This is a genomic window from Agromyces aerolatus (assembly GCF_031432255.1).
Classification (GTDB): Bacteria; Actinomycetota; Actinomycetes; order Actinomycetales; family Microbacteriaceae; genus Agromyces.
Map to the genome: position 1 here is coordinate 321,919 of NZ_JAVKGQ010000003.1, position 18,356 is coordinate 340,274.

Below are 18,356 nucleotides of genomic sequence, written 5' to 3' on the forward strand. Positions count from 1 at the left end.
ACAGATCGTTCGAGCGACGGTGCCGGCGCTCGAGGTGCGGCCGCGTGCCGCACGCCTGCCGGGGGTGTCAGCGGGCGAGAGCTGCATCCAGGTCGGGTGCAGCGTCGAGCAGCGCACGGGTGTACTCGTGCTTCGGTGCCTCGAAGATCGCGTCCTTGGGGCCCTCCTCCACGACCTCCCCGTTGCGCATCACGTAGACGTAGGTGGCGACCTTCTTGACGACCGGGAGGTCATGCGTGATCAGCACGTACCCCACGCCGAGGTCCTGGCGCACCTCGTTCATCAGGTTCAGGACGCCGGCCTTGACCGCGACGTCCAGCGCCGAGACCGCCTCATCGGCGATGATCAGCTTCGGCCGCAGCACGATCGCGCGCGCGATGAGCACGCGCTGGCGCTGCCCGCCGCTGAGCTCGTGCGGGAACCGGTCGAGATACGTCGCCGGCGGGTTCAACCCGACCTGGGCGAGCACCTCGATCGCCGTCTGCTCGACCTCCCGCGCGCGCGTCGCGATCCGGTGGAACCGGATCACCTCGGTGAGGGACTGCCTGATCGTCTTGCGGGGGTTCAGCGAGCCGGACGGATCCTGCAGCACGCACTGCACCGCCCGGCGGTAGGCCTGCTTCTCCGCACGCGTCATCGCCCTGAGGTCACGCCCGTCGAGCGTGATGGAGCCGTCCCCGGGGTCGCGTTCGATCAGGTCGAGGAGCATCCGGGCGAGCGTGCTCTTGCCGCTGCCGCTCTCACCGACGATCGCGACGAAGTCGCCGGGTTCGACGGCCACGCTCACGCGGTTGACCGCGACGACGCCGTGCTTCGCCTTGCCGAACGTCTTCGAGACGTCCCTCGCTTCGAGCCTCATCGAAGTTCTCCGATCCCCGCGGTCTCGAGCGACGCCGAGTAGGAATAGAGCTCGTCCGAGTCGTCGGACAGGCTGCGGACGCTGCGCAGCAGACCCTGCGTGTACGGCTTGGCCGGATTCGTGAAGACCTGCTCCGTCGGGCCGTCCTCGACGTTGTAGCCGGCGTACATGACGTAGACCCGTTCGCACATCTCGGCGACCACCGCGAGGTCGTGCGAGATCATGATCAGCGACGTCCCGAGCTCGGCGACGCTGCGGCTGAGCGACTCGAGCACGTGCTGCTGCACCGTGACGTCGAGCGCCGTCGTCGGCTCGTCGGCGAGGATGATCTCCGGGCGCTTGGCCAGCGCGATCGCGATCAGCACGCGCTGGCGCATGCCACCGCTGAGCTCGAACGGGAACTTCCGGGCCACCCGGTCGACGTCCTTCAGGCCCGCGAGCTCCATGTACGCGTAGATCTCGTCCCGCGCGGTACGCGCCTGTCGTGCCGAGCCTCGGCGCGAGGCATCCGCCGGCCGATAGGCCTCGGCCACCTGCGCCCCGACACGCATGGTGGGATTCAGGTAGCTCAGCGGGTCCTGGAAGATCATCGAGACCCGGGAACGCCGCACCTCCTGCCAGTCCCGCCGGCTCGCGCCGATCATCTCCTTGCCGCTCATCCGGATGGAGCCCGCGACCTCGACGCGCCGAGAGAGCGGGAGGAGCCCCGCGACCGCGCGCCCCGTCACGCTCTTGCCCGATCCGGACTCGCCGACGATGCCGACCCGCTCACCCGGGTTCAGATGGAAGCTGACACGTTTGACCGCGTGCACATCGGACTTCGGCCCGGTGGGCAGGCGCACGCTCAGGTCGGTGACCTCGAGCAGGGGCGTGGTGCTGGTTGTCTCGCGAGTCATGGTGCTGGGGGCGGTCATTGCTTCACCCGGCCGATCGTGGGGTTGAGGATGTCGTTGAGCGTGTCACCGAGGATGTTCGTGGACAGCACGACCACGAAGATCGCGAGTCCGGGGAAGACGGTGAGCCACCACGCGGTCTGCATGTAGGGCTGCGCCGCGTTCAGCAGTGCACCCCAGCTCGGCACGTTCGCATCGCCGAGACCGAGGAAGGCGAGGCCGGACTCGAGCAGGATCGCCCGGCCCACGGTCATCGTGGTGGCCACGAGCACCGGGGGCATGACGTTGGGCAGCACGTCGGAGACGAACACCCGAAGCGATCCGAACCCCACCGCACGCGCCGACTCGACATAGCCGAGCTCGGACACGCGCAGCGTCTCGGCTCGCACGATGCGCGCCACCTGCGGCCACATGGTCATGCTCAGGATCAGGATGATCACGATCATGTTCGTGCCGAGCAGGGCCGCGGCGACGAGCGCGAGGATGATGCCGGGGACGACCTGGAAGAACTCCGAGACCTTCATCAGCAGGGTGTCGGCGAACCCGCCGTAGTAGCCCGCCATCCCGCCGATGACGATCGCGAGGGTCAGGCAGAGGATCGCGACGCTGACCCCGACGAGCAACGACACCTGGCCGCCCTGCAGGACCCGGGCGAAGAGGTCGCGGCCGAGATGGTCGGTGCCCATCAGATGCTCGGCGGAAGGCGGCTGCAGCTTCGGGTACTGCGCACTCGAGGGCGAGAGCGCGAAGAACGGGCCCACGAAGCACGCGATCGTGACGATCGCGAGCACGAGACCGAACACGATCGTCGACGGCCGCCGCAGGAAGCGCAGCGTGAGGGACCGGGAGCCGCGATCGCGACGGGACCGGACGTTGTCCAGATTGATGCGCACGGTTCCCGTCGAGACGATCGGCTGCGTTTTCGGACGCTCCTGCTGCCGCTCCTGCTGATCGATGCCGGTCATGGTCGCACCCCTGCCTCTCGACGGAATCGGGCTCGCACCCGTGGATCGACGAGCCCGTACGCGACGTCGGTGAGAATGTTGATGATGACGACCGTCACGGTCACGATGAGCAGGATCCCCATCACGACCATGTTCTCGCTGCGCTGGATCGAGTCGTACATGAGCAGCCCCATGCCCGGCCAGCCGAAGACCTTCTCGATGAGGACCGATCCGGCGATCGTGAACCCGAGGCTGTAGCCGATGACGCTGACCATGGGCAGCATCGAGTTGAGGATGCCGTGCTTGCGCAGGACCTCGTGGGCGCTGAGCCCCTTGGAGCGGGCCGTGTCGATGTAGTCCTGGCCGAGCACCTCGATCATGCTCGCGCGCATGATGCGCACCTTGAACGCGGTCTCCGCGAGTGCCAGCGACGCGACCGGCAGGATCAGGTGCGGAATGGAGAGGCCCGACGACGTGTACGAGGTCATGCCCTGCGATGGCAGCCAGCCGAGGTTGACCGAGAAGAGCAGGATCAGCAGGAGCGCGACCCAGAACGCCGGCAGGGAGAACCCCGCGATCGCGGCGTACGAGATCGCACCGTCGAGTGCCTTCGAGCGGGTCCGCGCGGCGACCGCGCCGAGCAGGATGCCGAGGATCGAGGAGATGACGAGCGCCGGCAGCGTGAGCAGCAGCGTGTTGCCGAGCCGCCCGAGGATCAGTTCGGAGACGGGCTGCATCGTGGCGAACGAGTAGCCGAGGTTGCCAGTGAGGATGTTGCCGACGTACGCGAAGAAGCGTTCCCAGACCGGCCGGTCGAGACCGAACTGCTCGGTCATCTGCCGCCGGAACTCCTCACTGACCGGCACCTGCCCGACGAGCGCCTGGATGGGATCGCCGGGCGCCGCCTCGAGCAGCAGGAACATGATCAGGATGACCACGAAGATCAGGACGAGCGACGACCCGAGGAGCTTCGCGTAGTGCTGCAGCGCCCTCATGCGGGCAGACGCTCGTGGTCGCCCAGCGGGGTCGTCGGAACGATCGCACTCCACGGTGAATGCATGGTCTCACTCTCTGGTCCACCGACAAGGAGGATCAGACCACCCGAGCCGCGCCGCCCGATCCATCGTGTCCGATTATGGGTGATAAGTGACCCAATTTGGAACCCCAAAGTCGAATTACGTCAGACCCGCCCAGAAGATCGCGGCTCAGGGGAGCTTAGTCGCCGGGCCGCCTGGGTGAACCGGGCGAGCGATCGCCCGAACTCCTCGATCCAGGCGGGAGTGCCGTTCCGCGGCCACGCCGCGGCGAGCGTGAACGAGAGCGGCGCGCCCGAGCTGTCCTGCACGAGCCGGGAGCCGAGGTCGAACCCGCGCAGCGAGACCGAGTCCGCGAACACGCCGACGCCGAGGCCGGCGTCGGCGAGCGCGGCAAGCGTCTGGCCCACCTGCGACCGGTACCGGATCTCCGGGAAGACGCCCGAAGCCTCGCACTCTTGGCTGAACAGCCGTGCCGCGATGAACCCCTCCGTGTTCATGACGATGGGATGGTCGCTGAGCTCGTCGATCGTCACCGTGGGCTCGCCGGTGTCGAGCGGATGCCCCGGCGGGAAGTAGGCGCGTACGCCGGCCTCGGCGACCACGGCCGAGTCGAGGCCGACGCCGGCCGGAAGGGCCACGATCGCGAGGTCGCACTCGCCCGCGGCGAGCCGTTCCCGCAGCGCGACGGATCCGTCCTCGATGACCTCGATGCGCACCTCGGGGTGCGCGGGGATCCACTGGGTCAGGAACGGCGCGAGGTACGACCCGGCCGCCGTCGCCGCGGCGCCGAGTCGAAGCGAGCTGCGCCCACCGCCCTTCAGCTCGGCACGCAGGTCGGTGATCTGGGCGCCGAGCCGCCGCGCGTGTTCGAGCATGGTCTGCCCGGCGGCGGTGAGCACTGCGCCGCGTGGGCCGCGATCGAGCAGAAGCTCGCCGAACGCACCCTCGAGCCGCGCGACGGCCCGCGTGACCGAGGGCTGTGACGTGTACATGCGCTCCGCGGCGGCCCGGAAACTGCCCGTGCGAGCGATGGAGACGAAGATCTGAAGGTCACGGAAGCTGACATCCAGAGATTCAGTATTCGAATCACTCATGTCCTCAGTTGTAATGCATTCGTCACGAATCCCGCGTACGTTGCTGAACAATCTGTCCTCTCAACGCTGAGGAGCGTAGGCATGAGCCCCACCCGCACCACCCTGATCACCAATGGACGCGTCGTCACACCCGGCGGCATCGTCGAGGCGGACGTCGCGATCGCCGACGGCCGGATCGTCGGACTGCACGAGCCCGGCACGGCTCCCGAGGCGGCCACGGTGATCGACGCGACCGGGCTCACGGTGGCTCCGGGCTTCGTCGACATGCACAGCCACCACCGCGAGCCCGGCTTCACGCACAAGGAGGACATCCGTTCGGTGACGGCCGCGTGCGCCGCGGGCGGTGTGACCACCACCGTGGCGATGCCGAACGTCTTCCCGCCGCCCAACACCGCCGAGGTACTCGGCGACATGTTCGGCCTGTACGAGCGCTCGGCGATCGTCAACTGGAACGTCAACCCGGCCGGCACCATCGTGGAGGAGATCCCTCGGCTGGCCGAGATGGGCATCGCCGCGTTCAAGGTCTTCATGGTCGTCGACACCGGGCGCGACTACCCGCACATGCCCGGCATCGGCGTGCATGACCACGGCAAGCTGCTCGAGATCATGGAGACCTGCGCCGCTGCGGACATCCCGCTGATGGTGCATCCGCACGACCAGGCCCTCATGGACCACATCGAGGCCCAGTACTGGGAGCGCGGCGAGCGCGACGCGCTCGCCTACGCCAAGGCGTACGCGGCGCACGACGGACTCATCTGGGAGACGGCGATCGCGACCCTGCTGCGGATGCAGGCCGCGACCGGCGTCCACCTGCACCTGCTGCACGTCCAGACGGCCGGATCGGTCGAGCTCATCCGCCAGGCGAAGGCGCGCGGGCAGAAGGTCACCGCCGAGATCAACCCGTGGGCGCTGTTCCTCGGCAACGAGTGGGAGAACATCGAGCGCCTCGGCTCGTACGCGCTGTCGTACTGGGTCCCGGGGTCCAACGTCGAGCCGCTGTGGGAGGCGCTGCGCGACGGCACCATCGACATCATCGCGACCGATCACGCGCCGCACACGCGCGAGGAGAAGGAGGTCGGCTGGCAGGACGGCTGGAAGGCGCACACCGGGACGCCCTCGACCCAGTTCTACTCCCGCATGTTCCTGGATGCGGCCCACCGGGGCCTGATCTCGCTCGAGCGGGTGGTGGATGCCGCGGCCACCGCCCCGGCGCGGCTGTTCCGCCTGCACGGCAAGGGCGAGATCCAGGTCGGCGCCGACGCCGACCTGGTGCTGATCGACACCGAACGCACCGAGACCGTCACCGACGACGAGGTGCTGAGCAAGATCGGCTACACGCCCTACGCCGGCCAGACCTACACGGGCCTGCCGGTCCGCACCCTCGTGGGCGGCGTCACGGTCTTCGAGGACGGCGTGGTCATCGGCGAGCCGGGAACCGGCACGCAGAGCCGCAGCGTGCGCGCGGGGGTGAAGGTATGACCGCGACGGTGTCCAGAGCGGCGGCCCCGCCGGCCGAACGGCGGAGCGGGCTGCGGTCGTTCGGCGGCTGGCTCGGGGGCGCGACCCGGGGCGCCTCGACGCTTCGGCTCGTGCTCTCGCTCACGCTCTTCTTCGTGCTCTGGCAGCTGATCGCGACCTACGTCATCGACAACCGGCTGCTGATCGTGCCGCCCACCGAGGTCTTCACCGCGCTCGGCGAGGAGATCGGCTCCGGGATCTTCTGGACGCACTTCAGCACGACGATGCTCGAGCTCGCGATCGCCTTCCCGATCGCGGTCGCGGGCGGATTCGCGATCGGGGCGATCCTCGCGGCGAGCAAGCCGGTCCGGCAGACCCTGGACCCGATGCTCACCGCGCTGTACTCGCTGCCGATCGTGGCTCTCGCGCCGCTGTTCACGGCCGGGCTCGGCTTCGGCATCGCGAGCAAGATCGCGATCATCATCCTGATGGCGATCTTCCCGGTCATCACGAACACCGATGCGGGCCTCCGCAGCGCGGACTCCGCGCTGGTCGAGACGTCCCGGTCGTTCCGTGCGACCCGGCTGCAGACCCTCAAGACCGTGACGCTCCCGCATTCGGTGCCGTTCATCATCAGCGGCATCCGGGTCGCGTTCGCGCGTGCGCTCGTCGGCGTGATCGTCGCCGAGTTCTTCGGCGCGATCGCCGGATTCGGGTTCGCGATCGCCGCCGCGGCCCAGTCGTACCAGACCGCCCGCCTCCTGGGCTACGTGGTCGTCCTCGGCGCCGTCGGCCTGCTCGCATCCATCGCCCTCACCGCGCTCGAACGGCGGCTGGCCCCCTGGAGGGAAGACTGACATGACCACCACGACCGCAACGACCGCAACGACCGCGACACAGGCCGGCCGCATCCTGATCGAGAACGTCGGCCTCACCTTCACCCCGCCGCGCCGCCCGCCCGTCACCGCGCTCGAGGGCGTCGACCTCGACATCCAGCCCGGCGAGTTCGTGTGCGTCGTCGGCGCATCCGGCTCGGGGAAGTCGACCCTGCTGCGCGTGATCGACGGCATGCTCCCCGCGACGACCGGGCGCGTGAGCGTCGGCGGCCGGGTCGTCGACGGTCCGGGCGACGACCAGGCGATGGTGTTCCAGAGCGACAACCTGCTGCCCTGGTCCACCGTCGAGGACAACGTCGCGTACGGGCTGCGCCTCGCCGGGATGAGCAAGAAGGAGTCCCGGCGCAGGGCCGCCGTGCAGCTCGAACGGGTCGGCCTGGCGCGCACCGCCAAGCAGTACCCGCGCCAGCTCTCGGGCGGCATGCGCCAGCGCGTCAACATCGCCCGCGCGCTGGCCGTCGACCCGCAGGTGCTCCTGCTCGACGAGCCGTTCGCCGCGCTGGACGCGCAGACCCGGGAGATCATGTCCTCGGAGCTGCTCGGCATCTGGTCCGCCGACCAGAAGACGGTGGTGTTCATCACGCACCAGATCGACGAAGCGGTCTATCTCGCCGACCGCGTCGTCGTGCTCTCGGCGCACCCGGGCACGATCCGCGAGATCGTGCGCGTGCCGTTCGAGCGCCCGCGCGACCTGCACCTCAAGCGGACCCCCGAGTTCGGCGCGATCGTCGACCACATCTGGTCGCTCATCGAGGACGAGGTCAGGAACAGCCTCGGCATCGGACCAGGCGAGTGACCCGCCTCACCGTCTCACCAAGATTCACCACAGCAAGACCAAGATTCACCACAGCAAAGGAGAACAGATGAACCGCCGTCTCATCCGCGCGGGAGCCATCGTGGCTGCCGTGACCCTCGGCCTCGCGGCCTGCTCAGCCGGTTCGAGCGAGGCCGGCACCGACGCAGGCGACGCCGCATCGGCCGACCTGCTCCCCGTGAGCGTCGCCGTCCTCGGCCCCGGATCGCTGCAGTGGCTGCACGCCATCGCTGTCGACGAGGGGTTCTACGAGGACCACGGTGTCGAGGTCGAGTCCATCCAGGTGCAGAACTCCGGCGCGCTCGTCCAGGCGGTGGCGTCCGGCTCCGCGAACACGGGCATCGCGCTCGGCGACAACGTCATCAAGGCGGTCGACGAGGGCGCACCGGTCGCGATCACGGGCGCGCTCATCCAGAAGCCGGCGCTCCGGCTGTACGGCGGAGCCGGGGTGAGCGAGATCGGCGACCTCGCCGGCGCCCAGGTCACGGCGGGTGCGACCGAGGGCGGCACGTTCGACCTCATGGTCTACATGCTCCAGGAGGCCGGCGTGCCCACCGACGGCCTCGTGCCCGTCGCCATCCCCAACTCCAGCGACCGCGTGGTCGCGCTGGAGAACGGGCAGGTGAGCGGCGCACTGCTCATCCCGCCGTTCGACTCCACGGCGGAGGCCGCCGGCGCCGTCGAGCTCGGCTGGTACGACGACTTCTGGCTGGAGACCCCGTCGATCGTGAACACCGACTGGGCCGAGGCGAACCCGGAGGCCGCGGCCGGCTTCACCCGGGGCCTCGCCGACGCCGCGGCGTTCTTCGCCGACCCGGCCAACGAGGAGGCCGTCGTGCAGACGCTCATCGACTACGCGTCGGTCGAGGCGTCGGCCGCGCAGGACGCGTACGAGTTCATCTTCTCCAACGAGATCTTCAGCCCGGACCTGTCCTTCCCCGAGGAGGCGCTCACCAACGTGGCGCGCATCAGCGCCGAGGCGAACGGCACCGAGCTCGGCGACTTCGACCCGGCGCTGTACTCCGACCTCAGCTACCTGGAGAACTGACCTGACTGACCGGGGCGTGTCGCGCCCCGGTGCGCCACGCTGAGATGGCGGATGCCTCGAGCACACGTGTGCCCGAGGCATCCGCCGTCGTGGCCGAGGTGACCCGGCGTCGTCCTCCGCCCGCGCGCACCGCGCGGGCGGAGCCGTTCGTCCCAATAGGGTGAGGTGGACGGTTGTGAGGTGACGATGGAGCCCGAAGGGTCTGTGCCAGACGCGGCACTGCGCGCGGAGCGCCCCGTGCGTTCGGCACAGCTGAAGATGTCGGACGTCGCCCGCATCGCGGGGGTCTCGACCCAGACCGTCTCCCGGGCGTTGAACAACGCGGGCCGGATCAGCCCGGAGACTCGCGCCCGTGTGCTGAAGGTCGTCGAAGATCTCGGGTATCACCGGAACGTCGCGGCGCGCACCCTCGTCAACCGCCGCTCCGGCATCGTCGGCATCATCGTCTCCGACACCGATCAGTACGCTCCCCGGCTCACGATGCTCGCCGTCGAGTCGGCGCTCCGGGCGCACGGGTACGGGGTCTCGCTGATCTCGTACGACCACGGTGAGCTCGGCCAAGCGCGAGCGGCCATGCTGCAGAGTGCCGCGCAGGGCGTCGAGGCGATCCTGCTGCTCGGAGCCTGGCCGATCGAGATCAGCGAGCGGGATCGCGACGAGATCGGGGTGCCGATCGTCTCGGTCCGCGGAGATCGGCACGACGACCCCTTCAGCGTGGGCATCGACCAGGTCGCCGGCGCACGGCTGGCCACGGAGTATCTCCTCGCACGCGGCCACGAGACCGTCGTTCACGTGGCCGGGCCCGAGGACTGGCTGGACTCGGTGCTCCGCGAACAGGGCTGGCGGGACACGCTCCGCGATGCCGGCCGGCCGATTCCGCCGGTGCGCTGGCGGGGCGACTGGACGGCGCGGAGCGGGTACGAGATCGGCACGGCGTTCATCTCGTCGGGCGGGCAGGGCTCGGCACTGTTCGTCGCGAACGATCAGATGGCGATGGGGGTGTGTCGTGCGCTCATCGAGCACGGCGTCTCGGTGCCGGGCGACATCAGCGTGGTGGGGTTCGACGACCTCCCCGAGGCGGGGTACTACTCACCGCCGCTCACCACCGTGCGTCAGAACCTGTCCGCGCTGGGCGAGCGGGCCGCGGATCTCGCGCTCTCGCTCCGCTCCGGGAACGGTGGCAATCAGGAGGGGCTCATCGTCCCCGAGCTGGTCGTGGATCGGCGCTTGAGCGGCACCTGACTCTCGCAATTGCGTTATCGCTAACGCATCAACTATGGTGAACTCTCGACAGCTGCGTTATCGCTAACGCACAGGCCCGAAGGAGAGTCACATGCAGTTGCACCACAGCGCGAAAAAGCTCACGGTCGGCCTCGTCGGCACGGCATTGGCGGTCGCCGCCCTCACCGGGTGCTCCCGAGGCGGGGAAGCCGACACGGGCACCGTCGTCGGCTTCGCTCAGCAGAGCAATGCCGTGTCGTACCGCATCAACCAGACCGATTCGATCAAGGGCGAAGGCGACGAGCGCGGCTACACGGTGGTCAGCACCGACGCGCAGGACGACACCGCCAAGCAGGTCTCCGACGTCGAGGACCTCGTGTCGCAGGGCGTCGACTACCTCGTGCTCTCGCCCCGCGAGTTCGACGGACTCACCGCAGGCCTCCTGGCCGCCCGCGACGCGGGCATCCCCGTCATCCTGGTGGACCGTGAGGCCGAGGGCGTCGCCGGTGAGGACTTCGTCACGTACATCGGGTCCGACTACGTCTGGGAAGGGCAGCAGGCCGGCGAGTGGGTCGTCGAGCACACGGGCGGCGAGGCGCGCGTGGTCGAGCTCGCCGGCACGCCCGGGGCGTCGTCCGCCCGCGACCGCTCGGCAGGCTTCCATGAGGCGGTCGAGCAGGCCCCGGGGATCGAGATCATCGCCTCGCAGACCGCCGAGTTCTCGCGCGCCGAGGCGCAGCAGGTCATGGACAACCTGCTCGCAGCCAACCGCGACTCGATCGACGTCGTCTATGCCCACAACGACGAGATGGCGCTCGGCGCGGCGCTGGCCATCGAAGCGGCCGGGCTCGAGCCCGGGGTCGACATCAAGATCATCGGCATCGACGGTCAGAAGGACGCCTTCGCCGCGATCCAGGAGGGACGCCTCTCGGCGACCGTCTTCAGCAGCCCGTACTACGGCCCCGCCGTGTTCGACGTCATCGACGACCTGGTCGCGGGCAAGGAGGTCGAGACGAAGATCGTGCTCGACGGGTACGTCGTCGACGCCGACAATGTCGACGAGAAGCTCGACGAGGCGTACTGAGCCCCACCATGGCTGACATCCAGCGCGCCGCCGGACATGGCGAGGTCGTCCTCGCCATGTCCGGCATCACCAAGACCTTTCCCGGCGTCCGGGCTCTCACGGACGTGTCGCTCGAGCTGAAGCGCGGCGAAGTGCACGCCCTCATGGGCGAGAACGGTGCGGGGAAGTCCACGTTGCTCAAGATCCTGAGCGGTCTGTATCAGCCGGACCGAGGGGCGGTGATCTCGCTCGACGGTGAGGATGTGTCGTTCAAGCGCCCCCGAGACGCCCAGAACGCCGGCATCAGCACGATCTACCAGGAACTCGATCTGGTCCCGCAACTCCCGACCTACGAGAACATCTTCATCGGCCGCGAGCCGCGTCGCTTCGGCGCCGTCAGCCACCGCCGGATGATCCGCGACGCCCGCGCGTTGTTCGACCGGCTCGGCGTCGCCGTCGACGTGCGGAAGGACCTCGGCGAGCAGTCGCCCGCGGTGCAACAGCTCACGTCGATCGCCCGGGCGCTCGAGCTCCGCGCCAAGGTCGTCGTCATGGACGAGGCGACCTCGTCCCTCGACGCCGATGAGACCGAGCTGCTCTTCCGCATCGTCCGGGAGCTCAAGTCCAGTGGCGTGGCTGTCGTGTTCGTCTCGCATCGGTTGAGCGAGGTCTACGAGATCTGCGACCGGATCACGCTGCTTCGCGACGGCGAGCTCGTCGGCACGTTCCAGACGGCTGAGCTGTCCGAGTACGACCTCGTCACGAAGATGGTGGGGCACCCGGTCGATCCCGAGGAGCGCCACCCGATGCACGCCGGCGACACCGCGGTGGTGCTCGAGGGAGAGGGGATCACGACGAGCACCCTCGACCACGTCTCGCTCGCGCTGCGCTCGGGTGAGGTCACGGGCCTCGCGGGCCTGCTCGGCTCGGGTCGCACGGAGGTCGCGCGGGCGCTCTTCGGCGCAGACCCGATCACCGCCGGCGACGTCCGGATGCGCGCGACGGGACACCCGAAACGCTGGAGCATCCGGCGCGCGATCCGCGACGGGATCGCCTACACGCCCGAGGAGCGACGGAGCGACGGGATCTTCCCGAACATGTCGGTGCTCGACAACATCACCATCGCCGCGCTGAAGGAGGTGAGCACGTGGGGCGTGATCAACTCGCGGAAGCAGCGTCGTCTCGCCCAGTCGTACGTCGAACGGTTCCGGATCAAGACGCCGACCCTGGAGCATCCGATCTCGAAGCTGAGCGGCGGGAACCAGCAGAAAGCCATCCTCGCCCGCTGGCTCGCCACGAACCCGACGGTGCTCATGCTCGACGAGCCCACACGCGGGATCGACGTGGGAGCGAAGGCCGAGGTCGAGAGGCTCATCCGGGAGCTGGCCGGCGCCGGGATCGCGGTGCTGTTCATCTCCTCGGAGCTGCCTGAGCTGCTTCGGAACAGCACCCGGATCGTCGTCCTCCGGGATGGCGCGATCATCCGGCGGGTGAACGCCGAAGACGCCGACCAGGAGCTCATCATGGCCGCGATCGCCGGCAGCGATGAGCCGCAGCACGCCCCATCGGAGAGGGATCTGACATGACCACGATGACCATGTCGAGACTCGCGGCGCTGCCGCAGCGACACAGCGCGGCCGTCGCCGTCGTGCTCGTGCTGGCGCTGAACCTCGTGGTGACGCCCAACTTCCTCTCCACCGCGACGCTCTGGAACATCGTGATCCAGTCGAGCACGGTCCTGCTCGTGGCACTCGGCATCACGCTGACGATCGCCACGGGCGGCATCGACCTCACCGTCGGATCGATGATGGCGTTGACCGCGGCGCTCACCGCGGTGCTCGCGCCGGTGAACCCGGTCGCGGCGCCGCTGATCGCCATCGCCGCGGCGCTCGCGCTCGGCGCGCTGAACGGCATTCTGGTCTCGGAGCTGCGCATCCAACCGCTGATCCTCACGCTCGCAGGCATGCTGATGATCCGGGGTCTGGCGCAGGTCGTGACCGACGGCCGCGTCGTCCCCGTGACCGGATTCGTGTCGGACTTCGCCGCATGGCGACTCCCGGGCGGCGTGCCGAGCCAGCTGCTGGTCTCCGTGATCGCCGCGGGCGCGGTGTTCTTCCTCGTGAAGCGCACCACCTTCGGCACCTACATCGAAGCCGTGGGCGACAGCCCTCGTGCCGCCAAGATGGCGGGCCTGCCGACTCGTGCCGTGCTGCCGGGCGTGTACATGGCGTCGGCCCTGCTGGCCGGCATCGCCGGCCTCATGCAGGCCGGACGCCTCGCCGCGGCCGACCCGACCAACATCGGCAACGCCATCCACCTCGACGCGATCGCGGCCGTCGCGATCGGCGGCGCCAACCTGCTCGGCGGGCGGCCCAACGTCGGAGGCACGATCCTCGGGGTGCTGCTGCTTCAGCTGATCGACGTGATGCTGACGATGAACAACATCCCGTACGCGTTCTCGCTCGTGCTGAAAGCGCTCATCATCGTCGGCGCCGTATATCTGCAGCTCGTCAGGAGGCGATCATGAACCGCCACATCGCCTCAGGGCTTCGCTGGGCCGGCACCCACCGCGCATGGGTCGCGCTGATCGCGCTGGTGATCTTCGCGAGCATCGCCTTCGAGCCGTTCCTCACGCAGACCAACCTGCTCAACGTCGTGCGGCAGGCGAGCATCGTCGGCCTGCTCGCCGCGGGCATGACGTTCGTGATCATCACCCGGGGGATCGACCTCTCGGTCGGCTCGATCCTCGCATTGAGCGGCATCACGTTCGCGGCGTGCGCGCCGGCGGGCCTGGCGGTCGCCGTGCTCGCGGCGCTGGGTGTCGGGCTCGCGGCGGGGCTGATCAACGCGTTCCTGATCGTCCGTCTCAACATCGACCCGTTCGTCGCGACCATCGCCTCGATGTTCGGATTCCGCGGCGCCGCGCTGCTGCTGACCGGCGAGGAGCCCGTGCGGATCGACGCCGGCCTGGTCGACGCGTTCTTCGTCGGACGCTCGAGCGTGCTCGGAATCCCGATCCCGGTCCTCGTGCTGGTGCTCGTGTTCGCCGGGCTGTCGTGGGCGTCCCGGTACACCCGGATCGGTCGAGTCGTCTACGCGCTCGGCGGCAACGCCGCCGGGTCGCAGATGATGGGCCTGCCCGTCGCCCGCGCGAAGACCCTCGTCTACGCCCTCTCCGGAGTCCTGGCCGGGATGGCGGGGATCATCCTCGCCTCTCGTCTCGGTTCGGGACAGCCGACCGCCGGCGACATGTACGACCTCTCGGCCATCGCCGCCGTCGTCATCGGCGGCACGCTGCTCTCGGGCGGTGCCGGGCGGTTGAGCGGGACGCTCGCCGGCGTGCTGCTGATCGCGACCATCGCGAACGTGTTCAACCTCCAGGGCCAGTTGAGCACCTGGTGGCAGAACGCGCTGAACGGGGCGATCCTGCTCGCGCTCATCGTCATCCAGGCGGCGATCTCCCAACGGCGGACGGGTCACCGACCCCGCGGAATCCCCATGATCCCCACACGTTCTGCCGCGACGCCGGCAGAGCAACCCAGCGATCCAGAAACACGCAAGGAGAACAGTGAACAGCATCGATAAGCTCCGCGAGACGGTCGGCGCCCAGGGCGGTTGGCGGAAGCTCGTCAACAACCCCGTGCTCGGCGACGACGAGGACTTCCGTTTCGACAACCACGTCCTCCGCACCGAGCAGGGCTACCGGATGTACTTCTCCTGGCGGAAGCACTACGCCATCGCGATGACCGAGAGCGAAGACGGCGTCAACTGGAGCGAACCGCGGCTGGTCGTCGAGCCTCGGCCGGAGACGGGCTGGGAGGACGACATCAACCGTCCGGCGGTCGTCTACCGTGACGGCACCTATCACATGTGGTACTCGGGACAGACCGCCGGCCGCACCTTCGCCTCAGAGACGTGGACCGAGGCGTACCTGGAGGCCTCATCCAACACGCTCGGCACGTCGGCGATCGGGTATGCCACGAGCTCCGACGGCATCTCCTGGACGCGCCGGGACACGCCCGTGCTGAGCGCGGCTCCCGAGTGGGAGCAGCAGTCGCTCATGTGCCCGACCGTGTTCTGGAGCGAGGACGAGGGCGTCTACAAGATGTGGTACTCCGGCGGAGGCTGGTTCGAGCCCAACGCGATCGGGCACGCGGTGAGCCCCGACGGCATCACCTGGACGCGGGTCTCCGACGCTCCCGTCTTCGGTCCGAACCCGAACGAGCTCTGGGAGCGCGAACGGATCGCCGGGGCGCACGTGATGGTCCACGACGGCTGGCACTACCTCTTCTACATCGGATACGAGGACATGTTCAAAGCCCGGATCGGTCTCGCGCGCTCTCGCGACGGGATCTCGGGCTGGGAGCGACACCCGGCGAACCCGATCCTGTCCGCCGGCATCCCGGGAGCCTGGGACTCCGAGTCGATCTACAAGCCGTTCGTGCTCTTCGAGGAGGATCGCGATCGCTGGATCATGTGGTTCAACGCCCGGAAGGGCACGACCGAACGGATCGGAGTCGCCATCCACGACGGTCGCGACCTGGGCTTCGGCGAGTAGGGCACGAGCCCTCGAGCCACGATCGGCCACGATCGGACTTCGGATGTCTCGGGCACACGTGTGCCCGAGGCATCCGTCGTGTCATCCACGTGCCCCGCGAATGGGGGTGACGATTTCTCATCGGTAAAGCGGACTCGATACTCTCATCTTTGGTCGAGTGAGAGGGAGGGCCGGTGGTGGAGCCGAGCGAGCCGGGTCTTCCCGTCCGCAGCCGGCTCCGCCGCGCCGTCAATGACGGGCGGTTCCGCCAGGTCGCGCGCCTGGTGCAAGACCAGTTCATCGAGGTCTGGTACGGCGTCCCGCCGGACGAGCTTCGCCGCGCGCTCGAGGTGGTCCCGCCGTGGTTGCGTGCGCGCTACCCGGTCGCCGACTACCTGTTCCAGCTCGTGGGCGGCGGGATCCCGACCGGAGATCGAACGCTGCACGCGTCCCCATCCGGGGCATCCGACGTCTCTGAGGCGCGCGCGAACGCCGCCTCGGCGCCGCTGCTCGGCGCCATCTCGGTGTTGCAGCTGCGCCTGCAGGGCCGCCTGCAGGAGGCGCTGCAGGCGCTCGACCGGACCGAGCGTTCGCTTCAGATCGGGAACGCGCTCGTCGACTCGACCCGCGGGTGGGAGCTGTTCGCCGCCGTGCAGGCGGGGAATACGACGCTGCTCGCGGGCTCCCTCTCCCGGGCGCGGGCGACCTTCACGCGCGGGCAGTTCACTCCCGCTTCGGCCGAGCTGATGCACCTCAGCAGGGATTGCTCGATCAAGCTCGCGCTCATCGAGGGGCTGTTCGGGGATCGAACGCAGGCGGCCGAAGAGTTGCGTCGAGCCGAGCGGCTGCCGCCCACCGACAGCTGGATCGAGCCCGTGCTCGACGCGTCACTCGTGCTCGCGCGGGCGGTGCTCGGCCGCGACGAGGGCGCGCTGGACACGCTCGAGCTGCGGGCCGTCGGCGAGATGTGGCCGTTCTACGTCCTCGTCGAGTATGGGCGGCTCATCGAACGCGGCGGGCAGGTCGCGGCCATGAGCTTCCTGCGCACGCTCGTCGACGCGAGGCTTCCCGGAAGCGCAGGCGACGGGTTCCCCGGCAGTGTGCTCCCGGTCCTGCTCGCAAGATCGAGACTCGCGGTCGGCGATCCGGCCGGCGCGAAGCGCGTGCTCAAGACCGCCGACCCGAAGCTGTGCCTCACGGCCCTGGCTGCGGCCGAGGTCGCGTTGAGCTTCGGGCAGGCCGACGAGGTCCACCGGCTCCTGCTCAGCGAGTCGGCGCCCTGGGACGACTTCCGGCAGCTCGACGCCGAGCGCAGGGCCATCGCCGCCGCCGCGTACTCGCTGGGCGGCGACGCCGAGGCGGCCGAGGCGCTGCTGGCGCCGGTCGGCGGCGCCGAGGCGGCGGTCTCGGGCTCGCGGGTGTCCGAGCGCGTCCGCCGGGTGCTGACGGCGGGCCCGCTCGTCGCCGCGATGGAACCGGATGCCTCGCGGCCCGCCGCGTTGACGCAACGCGAACGCGAGGTCCTGGCGCTCCTCGTCCGCGGCGCGAGACGAGATCGCCGCGGAGCTGTACGTCTCGATCAACACCGTCAAGTCGCAGGTGCGCAGCCTCTACCGCAAGCTCGGCGTCTCCAGCCGCGACGAGGCCGTGCGGCAGGCGCACCTGCGCGGGCTCGGGGTGTGAGGTGGTCTGGTGGCGGCGGGCGGCGTGAGTCGCCCGACGCGGGCGGCCGCAGCGCTCATTCGAACGTCTCGAGGATGTCTTCCAGCCGCCCGACTGCGGTGCCCTTGTACGGCGGCTCGACGTCGGTGAACGAGTAGTGGAACGCGTCGCGGTCGGGGTCGGTTCGGGTGAGGAAGCCCGCGTACTCGGGGTTGGAGATCTATGGTGAACAAGGCGAGCATTGGCGATGTGTTCGTCGTCCCCGTCGGCGATGGCCGCGCGGGAGTTGGTCAGGTCGTCGCGAGGTACGGCGGCGCGTACTACTTTGCAATCTTTGAAGTCGTGTTGCCCTTGGAGGATGCGCGCCAAAATGCCCGCGAGGCGTTGGAGCGGCCAGTCCTCTTCCTGGCGCTCTCGATGGACGCGAAGCTGTACGCCGGCCATTGGACAGTCGTCGACCACGCGACTGTCGCCGAGGGTCTGCCGCTGCCTGCGTACAAAGTTTCAGTTGGCACACCCGACAATGTCATGGTTGTCGATTTCTCGGGTAGTCGCAGCCGCCCCGCGAGCGAGGCTGAGGCGGAGGTGCTGCCGTATCGGGATACGGTTGCGCCGGTTCGCCTAGAGAAGGCCTTACGTGCCTGGCTCGGGCTGGACCCATGGCTCGAGGCGTTCGATGAACTCAAGCCAGCCGGTCGCGTGACAACTGCTGACCTCTTCCATTGACACGCTCTCCGTCGACACAACCGGGTCTGCTGCACCGAAAGGTGACAGTTTGACCTGCCCCACGAAAAGGGTTCCAGTTTCGGTGGCTAACTGGTGGCCTGATC

General features: G+C 68.9%; 17 protein-coding genes. 12 read left to right on the top strand and 5 right to left on the bottom strand.

Going from position 1 to position 18,356, the window contains the following annotated elements; translation table 11 throughout:
* Positions 1-67: 67 nt before the first annotated feature.
* From RH864_RS06420 to RH864_RS06440, 5 genes are all read right to left on the bottom strand, one after another.
* Entirely contained in the window at positions 68-859 is a 792-nt protein-coding gene (locus RH864_RS06420) for an ABC transporter ATP-binding protein (RefSeq protein ID WP_310516688.1), read from the bottom strand.
* On the bottom strand, positions 856-1,755 hold the full coding sequence (locus RH864_RS06425) for an ABC transporter ATP-binding protein (RefSeq protein WP_310516689.1): 900 nt from the start codon (positions 1,753-1,755) through the stop codon (positions 856-858). The genes RH864_RS06420 and RH864_RS06425 overlap by 4 nt, the downstream gene beginning before the upstream one ends.
* Positions 1,756-1,769: 14 nt before the next feature.
* Positions 1,770-2,717 (bottom strand): ABC transporter permease, encoded by a 948-nt coding sequence (locus RH864_RS06430; protein WP_310516690.1) that lies wholly within the window; start codon positions 2,715-2,717, stop codon positions 1,770-1,772.
* On the bottom strand, positions 2,714-3,691 hold the full coding sequence (locus tag RH864_RS06435; RefSeq protein WP_310516691.1) for an ABC transporter permease: 978 nt from the start codon (positions 3,689-3,691) through the stop codon (positions 2,714-2,716). The genes RH864_RS06430 and RH864_RS06435 overlap by 4 nt, the downstream gene beginning before the upstream one ends.
* 185 nt (positions 3,692-3,876) lie before the next feature.
* Complete coding sequence (locus tag RH864_RS06440) at positions 3,877-4,827, bottom strand: LysR family transcriptional regulator (RefSeq protein ID WP_310516692.1); 951 nt, start codon at positions 4,825-4,827, stop codon at positions 3,877-3,879.
* 81 nt (positions 4,828-4,908) lie between these two features.
* Here RH864_RS06440 and RH864_RS06445 point away from each other — a divergent pair, with 81 nt between their 5' ends.
* The 12 genes from RH864_RS06445 to RH864_RS06500 all read left to right on the top strand — a co-directional run bounded on the left by RH864_RS06445 (position 4,909) and on the right by RH864_RS06500 (position 18,252).
* Entirely contained in the window at positions 4,909-6,306 is a 1,398-nt protein-coding gene (locus RH864_RS06445) for a dihydroorotase (protein ID WP_310516693.1), read from the top strand.
* Positions 6,303-7,142 (top strand): ABC transporter permease, encoded by an 840-nt coding sequence (locus tag RH864_RS06450; RefSeq protein WP_310516694.1) that lies wholly within the window; start codon positions 6,303-6,305, stop codon positions 7,140-7,142. Before RH864_RS06445 ends, RH864_RS06450 begins: the two co-directional genes overlap by 4 nt.
* Position 7,143: 1 nt before the next feature.
* Entirely contained in the window at positions 7,144-7,977 is an 834-nt protein-coding gene (locus tag RH864_RS06455; RefSeq protein ID WP_310516695.1) for an ABC transporter ATP-binding protein, read from the top strand.
* Between the two features lie 67 nt (positions 7,978-8,044).
* Positions 8,045-9,043: an ABC transporter substrate-binding protein gene (locus RH864_RS06460; protein ID WP_310516696.1), complete on the top strand. Its 999-nt coding sequence runs from the start codon at positions 8,045-8,047 to the stop codon at positions 9,041-9,043.
* A 237-nt stretch (positions 9,044-9,280) separates the two neighbouring features.
* A complete protein-coding gene (locus tag RH864_RS06465) occupies positions 9,281-10,285 on the top strand; it encodes a LacI family DNA-binding transcriptional regulator (RefSeq protein ID WP_310516697.1) in 1,005 nt (334 codons plus the stop codon).
* Positions 10,286-10,376: 91 nt separating this feature from the next.
* Positions 10,377-11,348, top strand: coding sequence for an ABC transporter substrate-binding protein (locus tag RH864_RS06470; RefSeq protein WP_310516698.1), 972 nt, complete (start codon positions 10,377-10,379; stop codon positions 11,346-11,348).
* Positions 11,349-11,356: 8 nt separating this feature from the next.
* Positions 11,357-12,913: a sugar ABC transporter ATP-binding protein gene (locus RH864_RS06475; RefSeq protein WP_310516699.1), complete on the top strand. Its 1,557-nt coding sequence runs from the start codon at positions 11,357-11,359 to the stop codon at positions 12,911-12,913.
* Complete coding sequence (locus RH864_RS06480) at positions 12,910-13,854, top strand: ABC transporter permease (RefSeq protein ID WP_310516700.1); 945 nt, start codon at positions 12,910-12,912, stop codon at positions 13,852-13,854. Before RH864_RS06475 ends, RH864_RS06480 begins: the two co-directional genes overlap by 4 nt.
* On the top strand, positions 13,851-14,912 hold the full coding sequence (locus RH864_RS06485; RefSeq protein WP_310516701.1) for an ABC transporter permease: 1,062 nt from the start codon (positions 13,851-13,853) through the stop codon (positions 14,910-14,912). Before RH864_RS06480 ends, RH864_RS06485 begins: the two co-directional genes overlap by 4 nt.
* Complete coding sequence (locus tag RH864_RS06490; RefSeq protein ID WP_310516702.1) at positions 14,896-15,885, top strand: family 43 glycosylhydrolase; 990 nt, start codon at positions 14,896-14,898, stop codon at positions 15,883-15,885. The genes RH864_RS06485 and RH864_RS06490 overlap by 17 nt, the downstream gene beginning before the upstream one ends.
* Before the next feature lie 173 nt (positions 15,886-16,058).
* Positions 16,059-17,684 carry a hypothetical protein gene (locus RH864_RS19250; protein ID WP_449224131.1) on the top strand — a complete coding sequence of 542 codons (1,626 nt, stop codon included), beginning with the start codon at positions 16,059-16,061 and terminating at the stop codon, positions 17,682-17,684.
* Between the two features lie 64 nt (positions 17,685-17,748).
* Positions 17,749-18,252, top strand: a complete 504-nt coding sequence (locus tag RH864_RS06500) for an Imm26 family immunity protein (protein ID WP_310516703.1) — start codon at positions 17,749-17,751, stop codon at positions 18,250-18,252.
* The last annotated feature ends 104 nt before the right edge of the window (positions 18,253-18,356 follow it).